This is a genomic window from Amycolatopsis kentuckyensis, assembly GCF_041679295.1.
Classification (GTDB): domain Bacteria; phylum Actinomycetota; class Actinomycetes; order Mycobacteriales; family Pseudonocardiaceae; genus Amycolatopsis; species Amycolatopsis kentuckyensis_A.
Window position 1 is genome coordinate 669,072 of record NZ_JBGDMD010000006.1, and the last position, 16,791, is coordinate 685,862.

The following is a 16,791-nucleotide window of genomic DNA, read 5'->3' on the forward strand; positions in this document are numbered from 1 at the left end:
CGCGTAACCACCTAGGGAGAAGCATGAAGATCGCCAGACTCTTCGGTGCCGCTGCCGCCGCGGTGATGACGGCGGGCGCGCTCGTCACGATCGCCGTCCCCGCGTCGGGCCAGGACCTGCTGAACCCGGACATCGTGCCCGCCATGCAGCGCGACCTCGGCCTGACCCACGACCAGGTGCTGACGCGGCTGAAGAGCGAAGACGTCGCGACCAAGGTCACCGAGGCCGTCAGCGCGACGCTCGGCGACGCGTTCGGCGGCGCCACCTACAACGCCGCCACGGGCAAGGCGCACATCCAGACGACGGACGCCGCGTCGGTCGCGAAGATCCAGGCGTCCGGGGCCGAGGCGGAGGTCGTGAAGTTCAGTGCCCGCCAGCTCGACTCCACTGTGGACAGGTTCAAGGCCCTCGACGCCTCGGCGCCGTACGCGATCACCGGCTGGGGCGTGGACTCCGTCACCAACCGCGTCACGCTCTCCGTGCTGCAGGGCCAGCGCGCCGCCGCCGACGCGTTCCTCACGCGGTCCGGTGTGGACAAGTCGTCGGTCACGATCCTCGACGCGGCCGCGAAGCCCACGCTGCACGCCAATATCCGCGGTGGGGACGCCTACTACATCGGCGGCTCGTCGCGCTGCTCGGTCGGTTTCGCGACCACGACCGGCTTCGTCACCGCCGGCCACTGCGGCGCGCTCACCGGCGGCGGCTCGCTGACCGGCTCGAACGGCGCCGCGCTCGGCAGCTGGATCACCTACCGCTTCCCGGGTGCCGACTACGCGGCGGTCCGGACCAACAGCAGCTGGACCCCGGTCGCGCAGATGAACAACGGGACCGCGGTGCGCGGGTCGTCGAACGCGGCGACCGGCTCGTCGGTCTGCAAGGCCGGCTCGACCACCGGCTGGACCTGCGGCACCATCGGCGCCAAGAACCAGAGCGTCCGCTACGCCGAGGGCACGGTCAACGGCATGACCGCGACCAACGTCCGCTCGGCGGCCGGTGACTCCGGCGGCGGCTTCATCGCCGGGAACTACGCGCAGGGCATCCTGTCCGGCGGCAACACCAGCGTGACGTACTTCTACCCGATCGCCGGCGCGCTGTCGGGCACCGGCACCACCCTGAAGACCAGCTGATCCCTTTTCGAGAAGGCGAAAGGGCGGGTTTCGAGTGCCTCCAGCGCACTCGAAACCCGCCCTTCGTCCTCGCCGCGGGATTGGGAGGTTCAGGGGTCAGACGTTGCTGATCTCCTCGATCAGCCCGTCGACGTCGAAGTGCGCGCTCTCTTCGCCGAGCGGCACCAGTTCGTAGGAGGCGTCGAGGAAGCTGCGGACGTCCTCGACTTCGAGCTCGAACGACGCATAGCCGTCCGGTGACTCGATTTCCAGGGTCAGGAAGTCTTCGTCTTCGGACAGGTCCGGGCGGATCCGGACATCGCCGAGGCCGGCCGGCTCGTCGAGGCCGTCGACCAGGAGGTCACGCGCGAAGGTCCACTCGATCCACCGGCCGCGCTCGGTCCGGAACGCCACGGTGACCGCGAACGGCTCGTCGGCGTGGTAGGACAGGCGGGACAGGACGGGCGTGGTGCTTTCGTTCAGCACCACGAACTGGCTCTGGTGAACGGCGTCGGTCTGCATGGCCCCTCCTGGAGTCCGGTGGCGGTTCGCGCGGCGCGAACTGTTCGAGGAGGAGATGACCAGGCACGACGGTCATGACGAAGAAACTCTCACGTTCACTTGATCGGTTGCATCCGTCCATTGTGGTGTAACGTCCGGCACATACCCCTTGCGTTCACCCGGCGACTGCCGGTGACGGTTCCCGCAGCGCTTCGGGCAGCTTCTTCCGCAGCACGAGCAGCGCCGGGACGGCCGCCGTGCAGGTCAGGGCCAGCGCGGACCAGGTCAGCGCGTTGCTGACGTTGAGCAGGACGGCCAGCAACCCGGGCGCGAGCGCGACGGGCAGGCCCCAGGAGAGCTGGAAGATCGAGCTGGCCCGGCCTTCGGAACCGGCGGGCGCGGCCACGGCGGCCGCGGCGGTACCGGTGGGGCCGAACATCGCTTCGGCGACGGAGAAGCCGAGGCTCGCCACGAGGATCAACGCGGCGGCAACGGTCAGGGGGACGATTTCCAACGGGATCAGCAGGGCGAAGGAAACCGCGAAGAGGATGGCGGCGCCGAGGAGCCCGGCGGTCCGGCTGCGCCCGGCGAGCACCGAGACGATCGGCCGCTGCGTGGTGACGACGACCACGGTGCCGAGGGTGATGGCGGTCCCGGCGATCCACTGTGGACCGTGCAGCAGATCCCGCACGATGATCGGGAGGACGGCGAACTTGCTCGCGCTGGCGAGCGTGAAAGCCGTGTGGGTGACGCAGAAGCCGGTGAAGGGCCGGTTGGTGAGGACGGCCCGCCAGCTCCCCGGCGGCGGCGCCTGCGGCACCGCCGCCGCGGTGGGTGGGAGGGCCGCGGTGGCGGCCGGATCGGCTTGCTCGGCGGCCGTGCGCACTTGCCCGCCCGGAGCCGCCGCCACTTCCTCCCGCGGCAGCAGCCCGATCAGCACCGCCGCCACCGCGAAGCTCGCCGCGTTCAGGTACGCCAGCGCGTGGAACGCCGCCTGGCTCGTGATCGTCGGCAGCACCGCCATCGCGGCCGCGCCGACTCCCGCGCCCGCGAACCGCCCCACCGTCTGCGTCGCCAGCATCCGGTCCGTCGCGCTCCCCGCCGTCAACCGTGCCACCATCGGCGCGTTGCATGTCCAGAACAACCGGTCGCCGAAGCCGGCCACCACCGACACCGCGATCACCTGCCAGCTGGTGTGCACCAGCGGGTAAGCGCAGAACGCCCCCACCCGCACGAGGTTGCCCGCGATGAGCAGCGCCCGCGGTCCGAAGCGGTCCATCGCCGCCCCGGTCGCCGGGCCCGTGACGAGCGCGAGCAGCGCGCCGGTGCTCAGCGACGTCCCCGCGTCGAGCAGGCCCATGCCCTGGCCGTGCACCAGGAACAGCAGCGCGAACGGCACCCACAGCCCGCTGCCGAGCGCGTCGATCAGTGTCGCGGCCAGGAAGATCCGGCGGTGTCGAAGCATGCTTCCCCCAAGGAGCCCAGCATACCTGACTTCAGAAGATGCTAGTGTCCACTAGCATGGACGAGCGAACAGCCTGGGCCGAGCGCGCCGCGGCCTTCTTCGCCGAGCAGTACGGCATCCCGCCGATAGCCGGGCGCATCCTCGGCTGGCTGATGGTCTGCGATCCACCCGCCCAGTCGGCGACGGCGATCGCCGAGGCGATCGGCGCGAGCCGGGCGTCGCTCACCTCGAACATGAATCTGCTGACGGCGGCCCGGCTGGTCCGCAAGCAGCGCGTACCCGGCGACCGCACGACCTACTTCCGCATCGACGACGACGCCTGGCCGCGCGTGGTCCGCGAGCGCATCGCCACGCTCGCCTCGTTCGTCGCCATCGCCGACGACGGCCTGGCGCTGTTCGAACCCGGCGACGAGCGCGCCGCCCGCGTCCGCGCGGCGCGGGACACGTTCGCCTGGCTGGCGCAAGCTCTGGAGGGGCCGAAGTGAAAGCAGTGGTGGCGGGGGCCGGCATCGGGGGCGTCACGGCGGCGCTCTCCCTGCTCGAGGCCGGCTGTGACGTCGAAGTGCTCGAACGCGCACCCGAGCTGGGCGAAGTCGGCGCCGGGCTCTCGATCGCGCCGAACGCCCTGCGTGCGCTGGACGCGCTGGGCGTCGGGGAGAAGGTCCGTGCGGCCGCGACGCCGTCGCAAGCCGCGTACAACCTGTGCCTGCCGTCGGGGGAGTTCCTGCGGCGGTTCGACCCGGCGCACGACACGCCGTTGTCCTGCTTCCACCGCGCGGACCTGCACGGCCTGCTCGCCGCCGAGCTGCCGCGGGACGTCGTCCGGACCGGCTGCGCGGTCCGCGAGGTGACCCCGGACGGGGAAGTCGTCCACGACACCGGACGGGTGACGGCCGATCTGGTGGTCGGTGCGGACGGCATCCACAGCGCGGTCCGCGAGGCGCTGTGGCCCGGCGTCGTACCCCGCTTCCGGTACACGGTCTGGCGGGGCGTGACCGAACCCGGCGTCGACAACGTCGGCACGTTCACCTTCGGCCGCGGCGCGTACTTCCTGGTCCACCCGATCGGCGGCGGGCGGGTGTACTGGGCGCTCGCGGTGCACGAGAACCGGCCGGGCGTCCGTTGTGCCGACGATCTGGCCGAAGTCCGGCGCCGGGTGCGCGGCTGGCACGTCGAGCCGCTCCTCGACGTGACGCCGAAGGTGCTGCACAACGACGTCACGGACCTGCCGCCGCTGCCGTCGTACGTCCGCGGCCGGGTGGCCCTGCTCGGCGACGCGGCCCACGCGATGACGCCCGACCTGGGCCAGGGCGCGTGCCAGGCGATCGAGGACGCGGTGACGCTCGCGGCTGTTGGGCTCGAGGGCTACGACCGCGCCCGGCTCGCGCGGACGCACGGCATTGTGCGGATGGCCCGGCAGAAGGGCGCGATGGCGCTGACGACGTCACGGCTCGGGTACGCGGTCAACCGGCTCGGCATGCGCGCGCCGGCTTCGGTGGTGCGGAAGCAGACGGAGAAGCTGTGGTCCTGGACCCCGCCTACGGCCCGAGCGGGAGCGTGAGCCCGACCTTCACCCGGTCCATCGCCACGCTCGTGGTGAAGTGCCGGACGTTCGGGTTGTCGAAGAACATCCGCCGGGTGAAGGCCTCGAAGCCGGCCATGTCCGGGCAGGTCACGACCAGCACGAAGTCGGCGTTGCCGGTGACGTAGTAGCACTGCTGGACGCAGTCGTCGGCCAGCACCTGGCGGCGGAACGCGTCGAGCACCGCGAGGTTCTCCCGCTCCAGCTCGACCATGACCACGAACGTCATGCTCAGCCCGAGCGCCTCCGGCGACAGCACCGCGACCTCGCGCTCGATGACGCCCGCCTCGCGCAGCCGCTTGATCCGCCGTTGCACCGCCGCGGCGGACAGGCCCACCTTCGCGCCGATCGTCTCGGCGATCGTGCGGGCGTCCTCCTGGAGGCAGGCGAGGATGGCGATGTCGAGCTGGTCGAGGTCGGGTGTCTGCACTCCAGCAGGCTAACCGGGACCCCCGACGATTTGCCGCGGGTTCGCTGCCGGCTCACTCCACCGTGACGCCGCTCACTACTCCGTCCGAGGGGAAAGTGAAACAACTTTTTTCGTGACCTGGAACACAACTGACCGGTCTACCAGGGGGTAGCCCATAGAAGTGGAAGACCAGCCGGTCGCTCCGCCAACCCGCCGGCGTGGGGAGGCTCTCCCGTGCCCGCACCTGCCGCCGTGCTGACCGGCCTCGGCTCGTGGTTGCCGTCGAAAGTCCTGGACAACCACGAGATCGCCGCCCGGCTCGACACCACGGACGAGTGGATCCGGACCCGCACCGGCATCCGGGAGCGCCGCGTCGCGGGGCCCGAGGAGTCCACTGTGGATCTCGCGGTCGGGGCGGGCCGCGAAGCACTCAGTGGCGCCTCCGCCGACGCCGTCGTCCTCGCGACGTCGACCCCCGACCAGCCCTGCCCGGCCAGCGCGCCGCAGGTCGCCGCCCGGCTCGGGCTCGGCACGGCCGCGGCCTTCGACGTCAACGCCGTCTGCAGCGGCTTCGTCTACGCGCTGGCCACCGCGGCCGGCTTCATCGCGGGCGGCATCGCCGAGCGCGTCCTGGTGATCGGCGCCGACACCTTCACCACGCTCATCGACCCGGAGGACCGCACGACCGTCCCGATCTTCGGCGACGGCGCGGGCGCGGTCCTGCTGCGAGCGGGCGACCCCGGCGAGCCCGGCGCGTTCGGCCCGTTCGACCTGCACAGCGAGGGTGAGCACGCCGACCTGCTGTGGGTCGAGGCCGGCGGCGCGCGGCGGCGGCTGTCCGACCAGCCGAGTGACCGCTTCCTCGCGATGCAGGGCACCGCGGTGTTCCGGCACGCCTGCGCGCGGATGGCCGAGTCGTCGCGGACGGTGCTGGACCGCGCGGGCTGGATGGTCGGCGACGTCGACCGCTTCGTCGGGCACCAGGCCAACATCCGGATCCTCCAGGCGACGGCGAAGCAGCTCGGCATGCCGGCCGACGCCGTCGTCGCCAACATCGACCGTGTCGGCAACACGAGCGCCGCGTCCATCCCGCTCGCGCTGGACGACGCCCGGCGCGACGGCACCCTCGCACCCGGCAACCGTGTCCTGCTCAGCGCGTTCGGTGCTGGCCTCACCTGGGGCTCGACGGTGCTGCGCTGGCCGGATCTGGGTCAGCCGTCCTGAGGCTTCGGGCCGGCTGTCCAGGTCGGCGTCGCCTCCTGGCGGCCGCGCAGCTCGAGCTCGCCGTGCTTCTCCCAGTGCGCGCCTTCGCTCGGCAGCGCGGCGGAAACGACGGCGTCGCTCGCGAGGATCCGTGACGGCACGGCCTTGGCCAGCTCGGTCAGCCGCGCGGCCTCGTTGACGGCGTCGCCGATCACGGTGTACTCGAGCCGGCTGCTGGTGCCGAGCTGCCCGGCGAAGACCGGGCCGCTGGAGACGCCGATGCCGAGGTCGAGCTCGCCGTCCGCGCACACCTCGTCCCGGATCGCGCGGGCCGCGGCGAGCGCGGCGGTCGGGGCGTCCGCGAGCCGCGTCGGGGCGCCGAAGATGCACAACGCGGCGTCGCCCTGGAACTTGTTGACGAGCCCGCCGCGGGCGTTGACCGCGGAGACGACGGCGGCGAACAGCCGGTTCAGCTTCCGCACCAGCTCTTCCGGCGGGGTGCGGTAGGCGAGCGCGGTCGAGTCGACGACGTCGACGAACAAGGCCGTCACCTCGCGGACGTCGCCGGACAGGGAGGCGCCGTACTCGAGGGCGTGCCGGGCGACGTCGGCGCCGACGTGCCTGCCGAAGAGGTCCCGCATTCGCGCCTGCTCGCGCAACCCGGCGGCGAGCTGGTTGACCGACGTCTGGAGCAGGCCGATCTCGCTGGAGTCGTCGACGTCGACCGAGACGTCGTTGTCGCCGCGGGCGATCCGGTCGAGGGCCACGCGCAGCCGGTGCAGGGGCGCGGCGACGGCCCTGGCCAGCAGCGCGGTCCCGATGGCGCCGACCGCGAGGCCGATGACCGACAGCATGATCAGGCTCGCGGTGTGGTTGCCCGAGCCGAGGTCGGGCGGCGTGGCGACGAGCAGGACGCCGACGAAGGGCACGCCGCTGGCCAGCGCCCAGGTGACGACGAGCCGGGTGAGCACGGTGACGGGCAGCGACCCCCGCGGCGGCAGGACGTCGAGCGCGATGGTCATCACGGGCCGCGCGACCCACTCGGCGGCGAGGTAGGTGAGCCCGACGGTGGTGAGCCCGCCGAGCCCGATGACGGTCGCCATGCCGACGGCGTCTTCGCTGGAGCCGAGCACACCGGCCAGCACGCTGAGGACGATGGTTCCGATCAGCCAGAGGGTGCCGCTGACCACGGCCATGTCGACGGGCAGCCGCAGGGCCCGGCGGGCTTCGCTTTCCGACGGAGGGCGCCCGAGCACGAACCAGATGGCGGTCCGCCGCTGCAGCCAGGCGGTCCAGAGCGTCCCGGCGAGCAGCGACCCGGCCACGATGGCGGCGGCGGTCAGGCCGAGGACCCACCCGCGGTCCCCGACGTCCCCGGGCAGGCCTTGCAGGAGGAGAAGCAGCGCGACGACCCCGGAGCCGGCAACGCTGGAGCCGATCCCGAGCCCGGCAAAGCCCAGGCTGGTGCGCAACACGACCCGGAAGTTCTTCACGGCGATCTTGCGCACGGCGTTGATCGTACGGCTCGAAGGCAGGTCAGAAGCGGTACCGCACGATGTGCGCCATCCGCGCCAGCGGCGGGAAGTACTTCAACGTCCGCAGCTGGAACCGCGTGACCGGCCGCAGCCGGGCCAGCACCTCCGGCGTCGACCAGTGGGCCGCGTCCAAAGAGGACACCAGCGTCAGGCCGTACCGCTCCAGCTCGTGCGGGTCGTCGATGCCCCACTTCAGCGTCGCCTTCGCGCGCCGGACCGGGGTGTTCAGCTTCTGCGCCTTGATGCCCAGCTTGCTGAACACGTCGCAGATCACCGCGCCCGAAGGGAACTTCGCGACCAGCCGCCGTACGAGCTCGGTGCCGTCCGCCGGCGTCAGGTACATCGTCAAACCCTCGGCGACGATCAGCGCCGGACGGTCCGGGGGCACCTGGTCCAGCCACTCGAAATCGGTCACCGACGTGCCGATGTTCGTGTGGTTCGGCGCCGCCGCGTACAGCTTCTCGCGCAGCGCCACCACCTCCGGGTAGTCGACGTCGTACCAGTGCACCGACGGCGGCGGCGCGAGGCGCTGGAAGCGCGTGTCCATGCCGCAGCCCAGGTGCAGCACGATCGCGTCCGGGTGCTCCGCCAGGTATTCCGCGGCCCACTCGTCGATCGGCTTCGCGCGCAGGACGATGCTCACCGCGGAGTCGCGGTTGATGCCGAGCCCGGCGAAGTCGTAATCGATCCGGCGGACGGCGTCGTCGGCGGCCTGGTCGCCGAGGATCGGGTGGGCGCTGCGGTAGTCGAGCGCGCGGCCGTAGAGCGTGGCCAGGTTGGTGGCCTTCTCCTCGGTGAAGTGCACCTTCTCCATCAGCGTTCCTCCGCGGCGAAGTCGTGCGCGTACGTCTTGGCGTCCACCAGGTGCTTCAGCGTCAGCTCGCGGGCCGCGGCCGGGTCGGCGCGGCGGATCGCGTCGAGGATCGCGCGGTGGTCGTCGACCGCCTTGCGGATCTGGCCCGGCAGCCGCAGTGCCGCCCGGCGCTCCTCGCCGACCAGGGCGAGGACCGACCGCAGCAGCCCGGCGACGTCGTCGTTGCCCGCGTTCTGCGCGATCACCCGGTGGAACTCGGCGTCGGCGGCGATGACGTGCAGCATGTCGCCGTCCTCGGCCGCCTGCGCCATCTCGGCGACGTTGTCCTCGAGGCGGCTCACGGTCTTCGCGCTCGCCTGCCCGGCGAGCCGTTCGGCGAGCGTCGGCTCGACGGTCGCGCGCAGGTCGAAGAGCTTTTCGACGAGCTGGTCGTGCTCGGTGAACCACGTCCGCAGGGGCTGTTCCTGCTGCTCGCGGACGTACGTGCCGGAGCCGGCGCGGATCCGGACGTACCCGATCGAGTCGAGGACGCGCAGGGCCTGCCGCAGTGACCCGCGGCTGATGCCGAGGTCCTCGCACAGCACGCGTTCGGCGGGCAGCCGCGAACCCGGCGGCAGCTTCCCGGAGTCGATCAACGACCGCAGCCGGTCGACGGTCGCGCTCCAGACCTGCTCGGTGTCCACGCCGCCATCCTCTCAGCTCGCGGAAACTGTCGGGGGTGCCTGTCATGATCGCGGACATGGACATCCTGGGGGCGTGGGTGCGGGGCTGGGCGGTCTCGCGGGCGGTATCGGCGCCGGTCGAGGAGCCGGACGGCTTCCGCGTCGACGTCGGCCTGCCCGGCCACCGCGTCCGCTACCTGCTGCGGTCGCCGCCGGCCGCGGCCACGCGGGCGCGGACGGCGGCCGAGCCGGGCACGTGGCTGAAGACGTGCGGCGCGCGGCCCGCGGTGCTGGCGGGCCTGACACCCGAGTGGGAGGCGAGGGCGACGGAGTACCTGATGACGTTCGACGGTGGCATCCCGCCCGCCGAGGTGCCGGCGGGGTACGAGGTGGCGGTGCGCGGCGACGGGCCGGTGTGGTCGGTGTCGGTGACCTCCGGCGGCGAGGAGGCGGCCCACGGCTGGGTGGCGGTGGCCGGCGGAGTCGCGGTGTTCGACCGGATCAGCACCGAGCCCGCCCACCGCCGCCGTGGGCTCGGCCGGGTGGTGATGCACCAGCTGGGCGTCGCGGCCGGCGCGCGAACGAGTGCGTTGCTGGCTTCGGAAGACGGGCGCGGGCTCTACGGCGCGCTCGGCTGGCGGGTGGCCTCCGAAGTGGTGCCCGCTCACATACCGGAAGGAGCGCGATGACCGCACGGTTCAAGGACCTCGCCCTCGACGCGGCCGACCACCAGGCCCTGGCCGACTGGTGGTGCCGGGCGATGGGGTACGTCCGCCGGGACTCCCTGACCGGCGACGAACGCCCGGCCGGCTGGCCGGTCCCGATCGTCGACCCGGCCGGCGACGGGCCGCTGATCTGGCTCAACCCGGTCCCGGAGCCGAAGACGGTCAAGAACCGCATGCACCTGGACGTCTTCGGCGACAAGGCCGAGCTGCTGGCGCTCGGCGCGACCCTGGTCCGGGAACGCGACGACGACATCGAATGGGACGTGCTGGCCGACCCGGAAGGGAACGAATTCTGCGTCTTCACCCCACGATGACTGTCTCGCCTGCCACATCTACGCCCGTCCGCATCGCGGCGGCCCCGGGAGATGCTTAGGCTCCGCACGTGAGTGCTAAATGACGTGGTGGCACGCGGTGATCGTGGTGGTCGCCGGGATCTGGGCGGGCACCATCAACGCCGTCGTCGGGTCGGGGACGCTCGTGACCTTCCCCGTCCTCGTGGCGCTGGGCTACTCGCCCGTGACCGCGACGACGTCCAACGCCATCGGCCTCGCGCCCGGCACCCTCAGCGGCGCCTGGGGCTACCGGCACGAGCTCACCGGCTACTGGCGGCAGACCGCGAAGTTCGCGGTCGCGTCGTTCCTCGGCGCGATCTGCGGCACGATCCTGCTGCTGTCGCTGCCGAAGGACGCCTTCGAGGCCGTCGTCCCGGTGCTCGTCGGCCTCGCCGTGATCCTCGTGATCGTGCAGCCGCGCGTGTCGAAGTGGGTCGCGACGCGCCGCGAGGAGAACGGCGAAGAGCACAAAGCCGGCCCGCTGCTGATGTTCTTCATCTTCCTCATCGGCATCTACGGCGGTTACTTCACCGCCGCGCAGGGCGTGATGCTGATGGCGGTCATGGGCATGCTGCTGTCCGAACCGCTGCAGAAGCTCAACGGCGTCAAGAACGTCCTCGCCGCCGTGGTGAACGTCGTGGCCGGCGTGATCTACGCGTTCGTCGCGCCGATCAGCTGGCCCGTCGTGCTGTGGCTGGCCGTCGGCTCGACCGCCGGCGGCTTCCTCGGCGCGAAGATCGGCCGGAAGCTGCCGCCGGCGGTGCTGCGCGGCGTGATCGTCGTGATCGGCGTCGCCGCCGTGATCCAGCTGGTCGTCAAGCAGTTCAGCGACTGAATTCGCGCGCCGCGGCCAGGAAGAGGTCGTTCTCCTCGCGGGTCCCGATGGTGACGCGCACGCCGTCGCCGGCGAACGGGCGCACCACCAGCTTGCGGTCGAGCGCGTGCTCGGCGAACGGAACGGCCTGGTCACCCAGCGGCAGCCAGACGAAGTTCGCCTGCGTCTCGGGTACCTGGTAGCCGGCCGCGAGCAGCTCGTCGCGCACCCGCCCGCGTTCGGCGACGATCTCCTGGCAGCGCGCGAGCAGCTCGTCGGCGGCGTCGAGCGACGCCAGTGCGGCCACCTGGGCCAGCATGTTCACCGAGAAGGCGACGTACACCTGGCGAAGCGCGTCCGCGATCGGCTCCGGCGCGACGGCGTAACCCACGCGCAGGCCCGCGAGGCCGTACGCCTTCGAGAACGTGCGAAGCACCATGACGTTCGAGCGCGTCCGCGTGTACTCGACGCCGTCGGGAACCTCGGGGTCGGTGACGAACTCCTTGTACGCCTCGTCCAGCACCACCAGCACGCGCTGCGGGACGGCGTCGATGAACCGCTCCAGCTCGGCGCGCCGGATCGCTGTGCCGGTCGGGTTGTTGGGGTTGCAGACGAAGACCACGCGCGTCCGGTCGGTGATCGCCGCGAGCATCGCGTCGAGGTCCAGCTCCTGGCCCTCGGTGATCGGGACCATTACCGGCTTCGCGTGCGCCACCTGCGTCACGATCGGGTAGGCCTCGAACGACCGCCAGCCGAAGAGCACCTCGTCACCGGGGGCGCAGGCGGCCTGGATCGTCTGCTGGCACAGCGACACCGAGCCGCAGCCGATCGCGACGCGCTCCACCGGCACGTCCAGCTCGCGCGCCAGCCGCTCGCGCAGGGCCTGCGAGCCGGTGTCGGGGTAGCGGTTGATGCCGGCCGCGGCCTCGGCGATGGCCTGCGCGACGCTCGGCAGCGCACCGCCGGGCACCTCGTTGCTCGCCAGCTTGATCGCGCCTTCGATCGTCCGGCCGGGGATGTACTTCGGCAACGATTCGAGGTCGGCACGGGGGGACACGGACGACATCTTCGGCGCTCCTCCGATTGAACGGGACAACCCCGTCACCGTATCTTTTCCGCCCGCCGCACCGCGACTCCCTTCAGGCGGTATGTGACCGGGAGAGCTGCTTAGATGGGTTCCTTCCGTTCACCTCCAAGTGATTGAGTGACGCAATGACGTCGACCAGCACCGTGGACTACCAGCGCACCGACGGCCGGGCCCTGACCCTGACCTTCTCGGAACCGGAAGGGTCGCTACGCGGCGGTTTGGTGGTCCTGCACGAGGCGGACGGCGTCACCGACGGTGTGAAACTGCTGCTCGCCAGCCTCGCCCTCGAAGGCTGGCTGACCGTCACGCCGCACCTGGAGAACGCGGAGCTGACGCAGCAGGACCTGCTCGACGCGACGGACATCACACTCGCCTGGCTCGTCGACCGCGGGGTCCAGGCCGACCTGCTCGGCGTGATGGGCTTCGACCTGGGTGGCACCGCGGCGCTCGTCGTCGCCTCGCACCGCCGGCTGGGCGCCGCCGTCAGCGTCGGCGGGCAGCAGGCCGCCGAGCTGCCCGCGCTGGTGGAGATCGCCGGCAAGCTCACCAGCCCGTGGCTCGGCATGTACGGCGACGCCGGCGACGAGGCGGGCGGCGCCGAGGTCGAGCGGCTGCGCGACGCGGCGGCGTCGGCGAAGGTCGCCACCAACGTCGTGCACTACCCGGGCGCGAACCACCGCTTCGACGCCGACCCCGGCGCGGCCGCCGAGGCGTGGCAGCGCACCCTGAACTGGTTCGACGCGCACCTGCGGTAGGCGGGATTACAGTCGTGACGTGACGCACACCGCCGACGCCCCCGAAGTGCTCTGGCGCCCTGAGCCGAGCCACGTTGCCGACACCAAGATCGAAGCCTTCCGCCAGTGGCTGCGTGCCGAACGCGGCGTCGAGGTGGACGACTACCGCTCGCTCTGGGAGTTCTCCGTCGAGCGCGGCCCGGACTTCTGGACGGCGGTCGCGGACTTCCTCGGCGTCCGCTGGCACGACCAGCCGGGCGAAGTGCTCTCGGGCGAGATGCCGAACGCGGTCTGGTTCGACGGCGCCACGCTGAACTACGCCGAGCACGCGCTCACCCCCGGCGTCGCGGGCGCGCCGAAGGGCGACGACGAGCTCGCGGTGATCTTCCACCGCGAAGACGGCTTCGCGGACCACCTCACGTACGGCGAGCTTCGCGCCCAGGTCGGCGCCGCGCGGGCCGCGCTGCTCGAACTGGGCGTCGGCAAGGGCGACCGCGTCGTCGCGCTGGCCCCGAACTGCCCGCAGACGCTGGTCGCGTTCCTCGCCACGGCGAGCATCGGGGCGATCTGGTCGTCGTGCTCGCCGGACTTCGGCGTCCGCGCGATCGCGGACCGGTTCGTGCAGATCGAGCCGAAGGTGCTCTTCGCGGTCAACGCCTACGCGTACAACGGCCGCCAGTTCGACATCCGGGGGACCGTCACCGACCTGCAGGCGAAGCTGCCGTCGCTGGCCGCGACCGTGCTCGTCCAGTACGTCGGCGAAGGCCGGATGGACGGCGCACTCGACTGGACCGAGCTGCTCGCGAAGCACGAGGGCGCGCCCCTGCTGTTCGAGCCGGTCGGGTTCGCGCACCCGCTGTGGGTGCTCTACTCGTCGGGGACCACCGGCCTGCCGAAGGGCATCGTGCACGGCCACGGCGGCATCACCCTCGAACACCTCAAGGCCCTCGCGCTGCAGACGGACCTCGGGCCGGGCGACCGGTTCTTCTGGTTCAGCACCACCGGCTGGATGATGTGGAACTTCCTCATCTCGGGCCTGCTCGTCGGCACGACGATCGTCCTCTACGACGGCAGCCCGGGCCACCCGGACCTCAACGCGCTCTGGCACCTGGCCGAGCAGCACCGCGTCACGTACTTCGGGACGTCGGCGCCGTTCATCCAGAGCTGCCTGAAGGCGGGCATCAAGCCAGCCGAGCGCTACGACCTCACGGCGTTGCGCGCGCTCGGCTCGACCGGCGCGCCGCTGAGCGTCGAGGGCTTCCGCTGGATCGTGAACGAGGTCGGGAAGGGGGTCCAGATCTGCTCGGTCTCCGGCGGCACCGACCTGTGCGCGGCGTTCGTCGCGTCGGCACCCGACGTCCCGGTGTGGCTGGGGGAGCTGTCCTGCCCGGCGCTGGGCGCCGCGGTCAACGCGTTCGACGAGGCGGGCAACGCCGTCGTCGAGGAGGTCGGCGAGCTGGTCATCACGAAGCCGATGCCGTCGATGCCGGTGTTCTTCTGGAACGACCCCGACGGCTCGCGCCTGCGTGAGGCGTACTTCGAGATGTACCCGGGGTTGTGGCGCCACGGCGACTGGATCCGGGTCACGAACCGCGGCTCGGCGGTGATCTACGGCCGCAGCGACTCGACGCTCAACCGCGGCGGCGTCCGGATGGGCACGGCGGAGTTCTACCGGGTCGTCGAGGGCTACGACGAGATCGCGGATTCCCTGGTCGTGGACACCTCGGCGGCCGGCAACGAGGACGGGCAGCTGATCTGTTTCGTGGTGCTCGCCGGCGGCGCTTCGCTCGAAGACGTCGAGCCGCGGCTGAAGAAGGAGCTCCGTCGCGCGCTGTCACCGCGGCATGTACCCGATCGGTTCGTCGTGGTTCAGGAGATTCCTCGTACCTTGAACGGTAAGAAGTGTGAGGTACCGGTGAAGAAGATCCTCGCCGGTGTGGCTCCCGACCGGGCCGTCAGCCGCGACGCGCTGGCCAACCCGGCGGCGTTGACGCCGTTCGTGGAGCTCGCCGGGAGGTAGATGGGGGAAGCATGATCGTCCGCAACGGGTTGTACGGGTGGTGACGGGGACCCGCGCGCAGACCACCTGGCGGGTGGCGGGAGCCACCACCGTGGGGGTGATCACCTGGGTGACCCGGCTGGCCGGACTGATGACGCTCGTGTCGGTCCTGGTGCCCGCCGGGCGGCGCAACCTGCGCGGGCACCTGTCGGAGTGGCTGGAGCTGCCGCAGGAGGCGACGGTCGCGGCGGCGACCGTCGCGCTGGTCACCGGCGTGCTGCTGGTGCTGCTGGCCGCCGGCCTGCGCCGCCGCAAGCGCCGGGCCTGGCAGCTGGCGGTCGGCGCGACGGTGCTGCTCACGGTGTCGCACATCGGGCTGCGGCATGTCTTCGGCGCCGGGATGGTGTCCGTCGTGCTGCTGGTGGGCCTGATCGCGAGCCGGCGCTACTTCGTCGCGAAGCCGGATCCGGTGGTCGGGCGCTGGCGCGCGGTGCGCGTGTTCCTGCAGCTGGCGCTGGCCGGGTTCGTGATCAACGTCATCCTGCTGTCGGTGGCCTCGCGCGCGGTGCTGGCGCCGATGAGCTTCCCGGACCGCCTGGCGGAGTCCGCGCTCGCGCTGGTCGGGGCCAGCGGGCCGGCGGTGTTCCACCAGATGTGGCTGGAGGACATGACGGCGGCGGTCGGGCTGCTGTTCGGCCTCGCCGCGGTCCTGGTGTCGGCGTACTTCCTGCTGCGCTCGGCCGAGCCGGCGCCGCGGTTGACCGACGACGAGGTCGCCCGCCTGCGCAAGCTGCTCGACGAGCACGGCGAGCGTGACTCCCTCGGCTACTTCGCGCTGCGGCGAGACAAGTTCGCGGTGTTCTCCAAGACGGGCAAGGCCGCAGTCACCTACCGCGTGATCGCCGGGGTGGCACTGTGCTCGGCCGACCCGCTCGGCGACCACGAGGCGTGGCCGGGCGCGATCGAGGAGTACCTCGAGGTGTGCCGCCGCAACGGCTGGGTCCCGGCGGCGATGGGCGTCTCGGAGCTGGGCGCGACGGTCTGGGCCAGGTTCGGCCTGGAGGTCCTGGAGATCGGCGACGAGGCGGTCGTCGACGCCGACGGGTTCACGGTGGACGGACGCGTGATGCGCGGCGTCCGCCAGGCCGCCGCCCGCACGAAGCGCGCGGGCTACAAGGTGCTGGTGCGCCGCACGGAGGACCTGCGGCCGGGTGAGCTGGCGGAGCTGGAGGTCCTGGCGGCCAACTGGCGCGGCACGGACACCGAGCGCGGCTTCTCGATGGCACTCGGCCGCATGGGCGACCCGGGCTCGGTCCTGGTGACGGCCGAGCAGGGCGGCCGCGTACGGGGCGTGCTCCAGTTCGTCCCGTGGGGTTCGACGGGCCTGTCCCTGGACGTGATGCGCCGCGACCGGTCGGCCGACAACGGCGTCAACGAGCTGATGATCTCGGAGCTCCTCCTGGCGGCGGGCCGCCACGGGATTTCGCAGGTGTCGCTCAACTTCGCGGCGTTCCGCTCGCTGATGGAACAGGGCCGGCGCATCGGCGCCGGCCCGGTGGCGCGCATGTCGGCGAAGGTCCTGCACTTCTTTTCGCGCTGGATCCAGATCGAGACGCTCTACAAGTTCAACGCGAAGTTCCAGCCCCGCTGGGTGCCCAGGTACCTGGTTTACCCGGGCGTCCGCGAGCTGCCCCGCGTGGGCATCGCGACGTTCGAGGCGGAGGGCCTGGGCGGGCGGTCCCCGCGCCTGCTCAGGCTGCTGCAACGCGCGTGAGGGGGGTCCTGTTCAGGGGTGATCCGGGGGTGTGTAACCTATCTGAGCA

General features: G+C 71.7%; 17 protein-coding genes. 10 read left to right on the top strand and 7 right to left on the bottom strand.

The annotated features are described in order from the left end of the window. Positions 1 to 23: 23 nt before the first annotated feature. Positions 24 to 1,127 carry a S1 family peptidase gene (locus tag ACERZO_RS28380; RefSeq protein ID WP_372667801.1) on the top strand — a complete coding sequence of 368 codons (1,104 nt, stop codon included), beginning with the start codon at positions 24 to 26 and terminating at the stop codon, positions 1,125 to 1,127. A gap of 96 nt (positions 1,128 to 1,223) precedes the next feature. Here the strand turns inward: ACERZO_RS28380 and ACERZO_RS28385 are convergent, their stop codons facing one another. Both ACERZO_RS28385 and ACERZO_RS28390 read right to left on the bottom strand, forming a co-directional pair. Continuing rightward, positions 1,224 to 1,628, bottom strand: coding sequence for an SsgA family sporulation/cell division regulator (locus ACERZO_RS28385; protein ID WP_372667802.1), 405 nt, complete (start codon positions 1,626 to 1,628; stop codon positions 1,224 to 1,226). 154 nt (positions 1,629 to 1,782) lie between these two features. Next, a complete protein-coding gene (locus tag ACERZO_RS28390; RefSeq protein WP_372667803.1) occupies positions 1,783 to 3,072 on the bottom strand; it encodes an MFS transporter in 1,290 nt (429 codons plus the stop codon). Between the two features lie 56 nt (positions 3,073 to 3,128). Between ACERZO_RS28390 and ACERZO_RS28395 the strand changes: the two genes are divergently transcribed. Both ACERZO_RS28395 and ACERZO_RS28400 read left to right on the top strand, forming a co-directional pair. Further along, the gene (locus ACERZO_RS28395) at positions 3,129 to 3,557 is read left to right on the top strand and encodes a GbsR/MarR family transcriptional regulator (RefSeq protein ID WP_372667804.1); all 429 of its coding nucleotides are present in this window, start codon (positions 3,129 to 3,131) and stop codon (positions 3,555 to 3,557) included. Beyond that, a complete protein-coding gene (locus tag ACERZO_RS28400; RefSeq protein WP_372667805.1) occupies positions 3,554 to 4,633 on the top strand; it encodes an FAD-dependent monooxygenase in 1,080 nt (359 codons plus the stop codon). The genes ACERZO_RS28395 and ACERZO_RS28400 overlap by 4 nt, the downstream gene beginning before the upstream one ends. On the opposite strand, the gene ACERZO_RS28405 is transcribed toward ACERZO_RS28400, so the two are convergent. Next, positions 4,611 to 5,084, bottom strand: coding sequence for an Lrp/AsnC family transcriptional regulator (locus tag ACERZO_RS28405; protein ID WP_372667806.1), 474 nt, complete (start codon positions 5,082 to 5,084; stop codon positions 4,611 to 4,613). The genes ACERZO_RS28400 and ACERZO_RS28405 overlap by 23 nt on opposite strands. Positions 5,085 to 5,297: 213 nt before the next feature. On the opposite strand from ACERZO_RS28405, the gene ACERZO_RS28410 reads away from it, so the two are divergent. Then, on the top strand, positions 5,298 to 6,287 hold the full coding sequence (locus ACERZO_RS28410; protein WP_372667807.1) for a beta-ketoacyl-ACP synthase III: 990 nt from the start codon (positions 5,298 to 5,300) through the stop codon (positions 6,285 to 6,287). Here ACERZO_RS28410 and ACERZO_RS28415 read toward each other — a convergent pair. Genes ACERZO_RS28415 through ACERZO_RS28425 form a run of 3 tightly spaced genes read right to left on the bottom strand, consistent with a single transcriptional unit; the run spans position 6,275 to position 9,298 of the window. Beyond that, on the bottom strand, positions 6,275 to 7,774 hold the full coding sequence (locus tag ACERZO_RS28415) for an adenylate/guanylate cyclase domain-containing protein (protein WP_372667808.1): 1,500 nt from the start codon (positions 7,772 to 7,774) through the stop codon (positions 6,275 to 6,277). The genes ACERZO_RS28410 and ACERZO_RS28415 overlap by 13 nt on opposite strands. 28 nt (positions 7,775 to 7,802) lie before the next feature. Beyond that, positions 7,803 to 8,615 (bottom strand): class I SAM-dependent methyltransferase, encoded by an 813-nt coding sequence (locus tag ACERZO_RS28420; RefSeq protein WP_372667809.1) that lies wholly within the window; start codon positions 8,613 to 8,615, stop codon positions 7,803 to 7,805. Beyond that, on the bottom strand, positions 8,615 to 9,298 hold the full coding sequence (locus ACERZO_RS28425) for a FadR/GntR family transcriptional regulator (protein WP_372667810.1): 684 nt from the start codon (positions 9,296 to 9,298) through the stop codon (positions 8,615 to 8,617). Before ACERZO_RS28425 ends, ACERZO_RS28420 begins: the two co-directional genes overlap by 1 nt. 44 nt (positions 9,299 to 9,342) lie before the next feature. Here ACERZO_RS28425 and ACERZO_RS28430 point away from each other — a divergent pair, with 44 nt between their 5' ends. The 3 genes from ACERZO_RS28430 to ACERZO_RS28440 all read left to right on the top strand — a co-directional run bounded on the left by ACERZO_RS28430 (position 9,343) and on the right by ACERZO_RS28440 (position 11,169). After that, complete coding sequence (locus tag ACERZO_RS28430; RefSeq protein ID WP_372667811.1) at positions 9,343 to 9,966, top strand: GNAT family N-acetyltransferase; 624 nt, start codon at positions 9,343 to 9,345, stop codon at positions 9,964 to 9,966. Then, a complete protein-coding gene (locus tag ACERZO_RS28435; RefSeq protein ID WP_372667812.1) occupies positions 9,963 to 10,316 on the top strand; it encodes a VOC family protein in 354 nt (117 codons plus the stop codon). Before ACERZO_RS28430 ends, ACERZO_RS28435 begins: the two co-directional genes overlap by 4 nt. A gap of 79 nt (positions 10,317 to 10,395) precedes the next feature. Further along, positions 10,396 to 11,169 (top strand): sulfite exporter TauE/SafE family protein, encoded by a 774-nt coding sequence (locus ACERZO_RS28440; protein ID WP_372667813.1) that lies wholly within the window; start codon positions 10,396 to 10,398, stop codon positions 11,167 to 11,169. On the opposite strand, the gene hisC is transcribed toward ACERZO_RS28440, so the two are convergent. Then, positions 11,159 to 12,214 (bottom strand): histidinol-phosphate transaminase, encoded by a 1,056-nt coding sequence (hisC, locus tag ACERZO_RS28445; RefSeq protein ID WP_372667814.1) that lies wholly within the window; start codon positions 12,212 to 12,214, stop codon positions 11,159 to 11,161. The two genes, ACERZO_RS28440 and hisC, sit on opposite strands and share 11 nt — an antisense overlap. 146 nt (positions 12,215 to 12,360) lie before the next feature. Here hisC and ACERZO_RS28450 point away from each other — a divergent pair, with 146 nt between their 5' ends. The 3 genes from ACERZO_RS28450 to ACERZO_RS28460 are packed head-to-tail and all read left to right on the top strand — an operon-like array spanning position 12,361 to position 16,742. Continuing rightward, entirely contained in the window at positions 12,361 to 12,990 is a 630-nt protein-coding gene (locus ACERZO_RS28450) for a dienelactone hydrolase family protein (protein WP_372667815.1), read from the top strand. 19 nt (positions 12,991 to 13,009) lie between these two features. Continuing rightward, the gene (locus ACERZO_RS28455) at positions 13,010 to 14,989 is read left to right on the top strand and encodes an acetoacetate--CoA ligase (RefSeq protein ID WP_372667816.1); all 1,980 of its coding nucleotides are present in this window, start codon (positions 13,010 to 13,012) and stop codon (positions 14,987 to 14,989) included. Positions 14,990 to 15,026: 37 nt separating this feature from the next. Next, entirely contained in the window at positions 15,027 to 16,742 is a 1,716-nt protein-coding gene (locus ACERZO_RS28460; protein ID WP_372667817.1) for a phosphatidylglycerol lysyltransferase domain-containing protein, read from the top strand. Positions 16,743 to 16,791 lie beyond the last annotated feature (49 nt).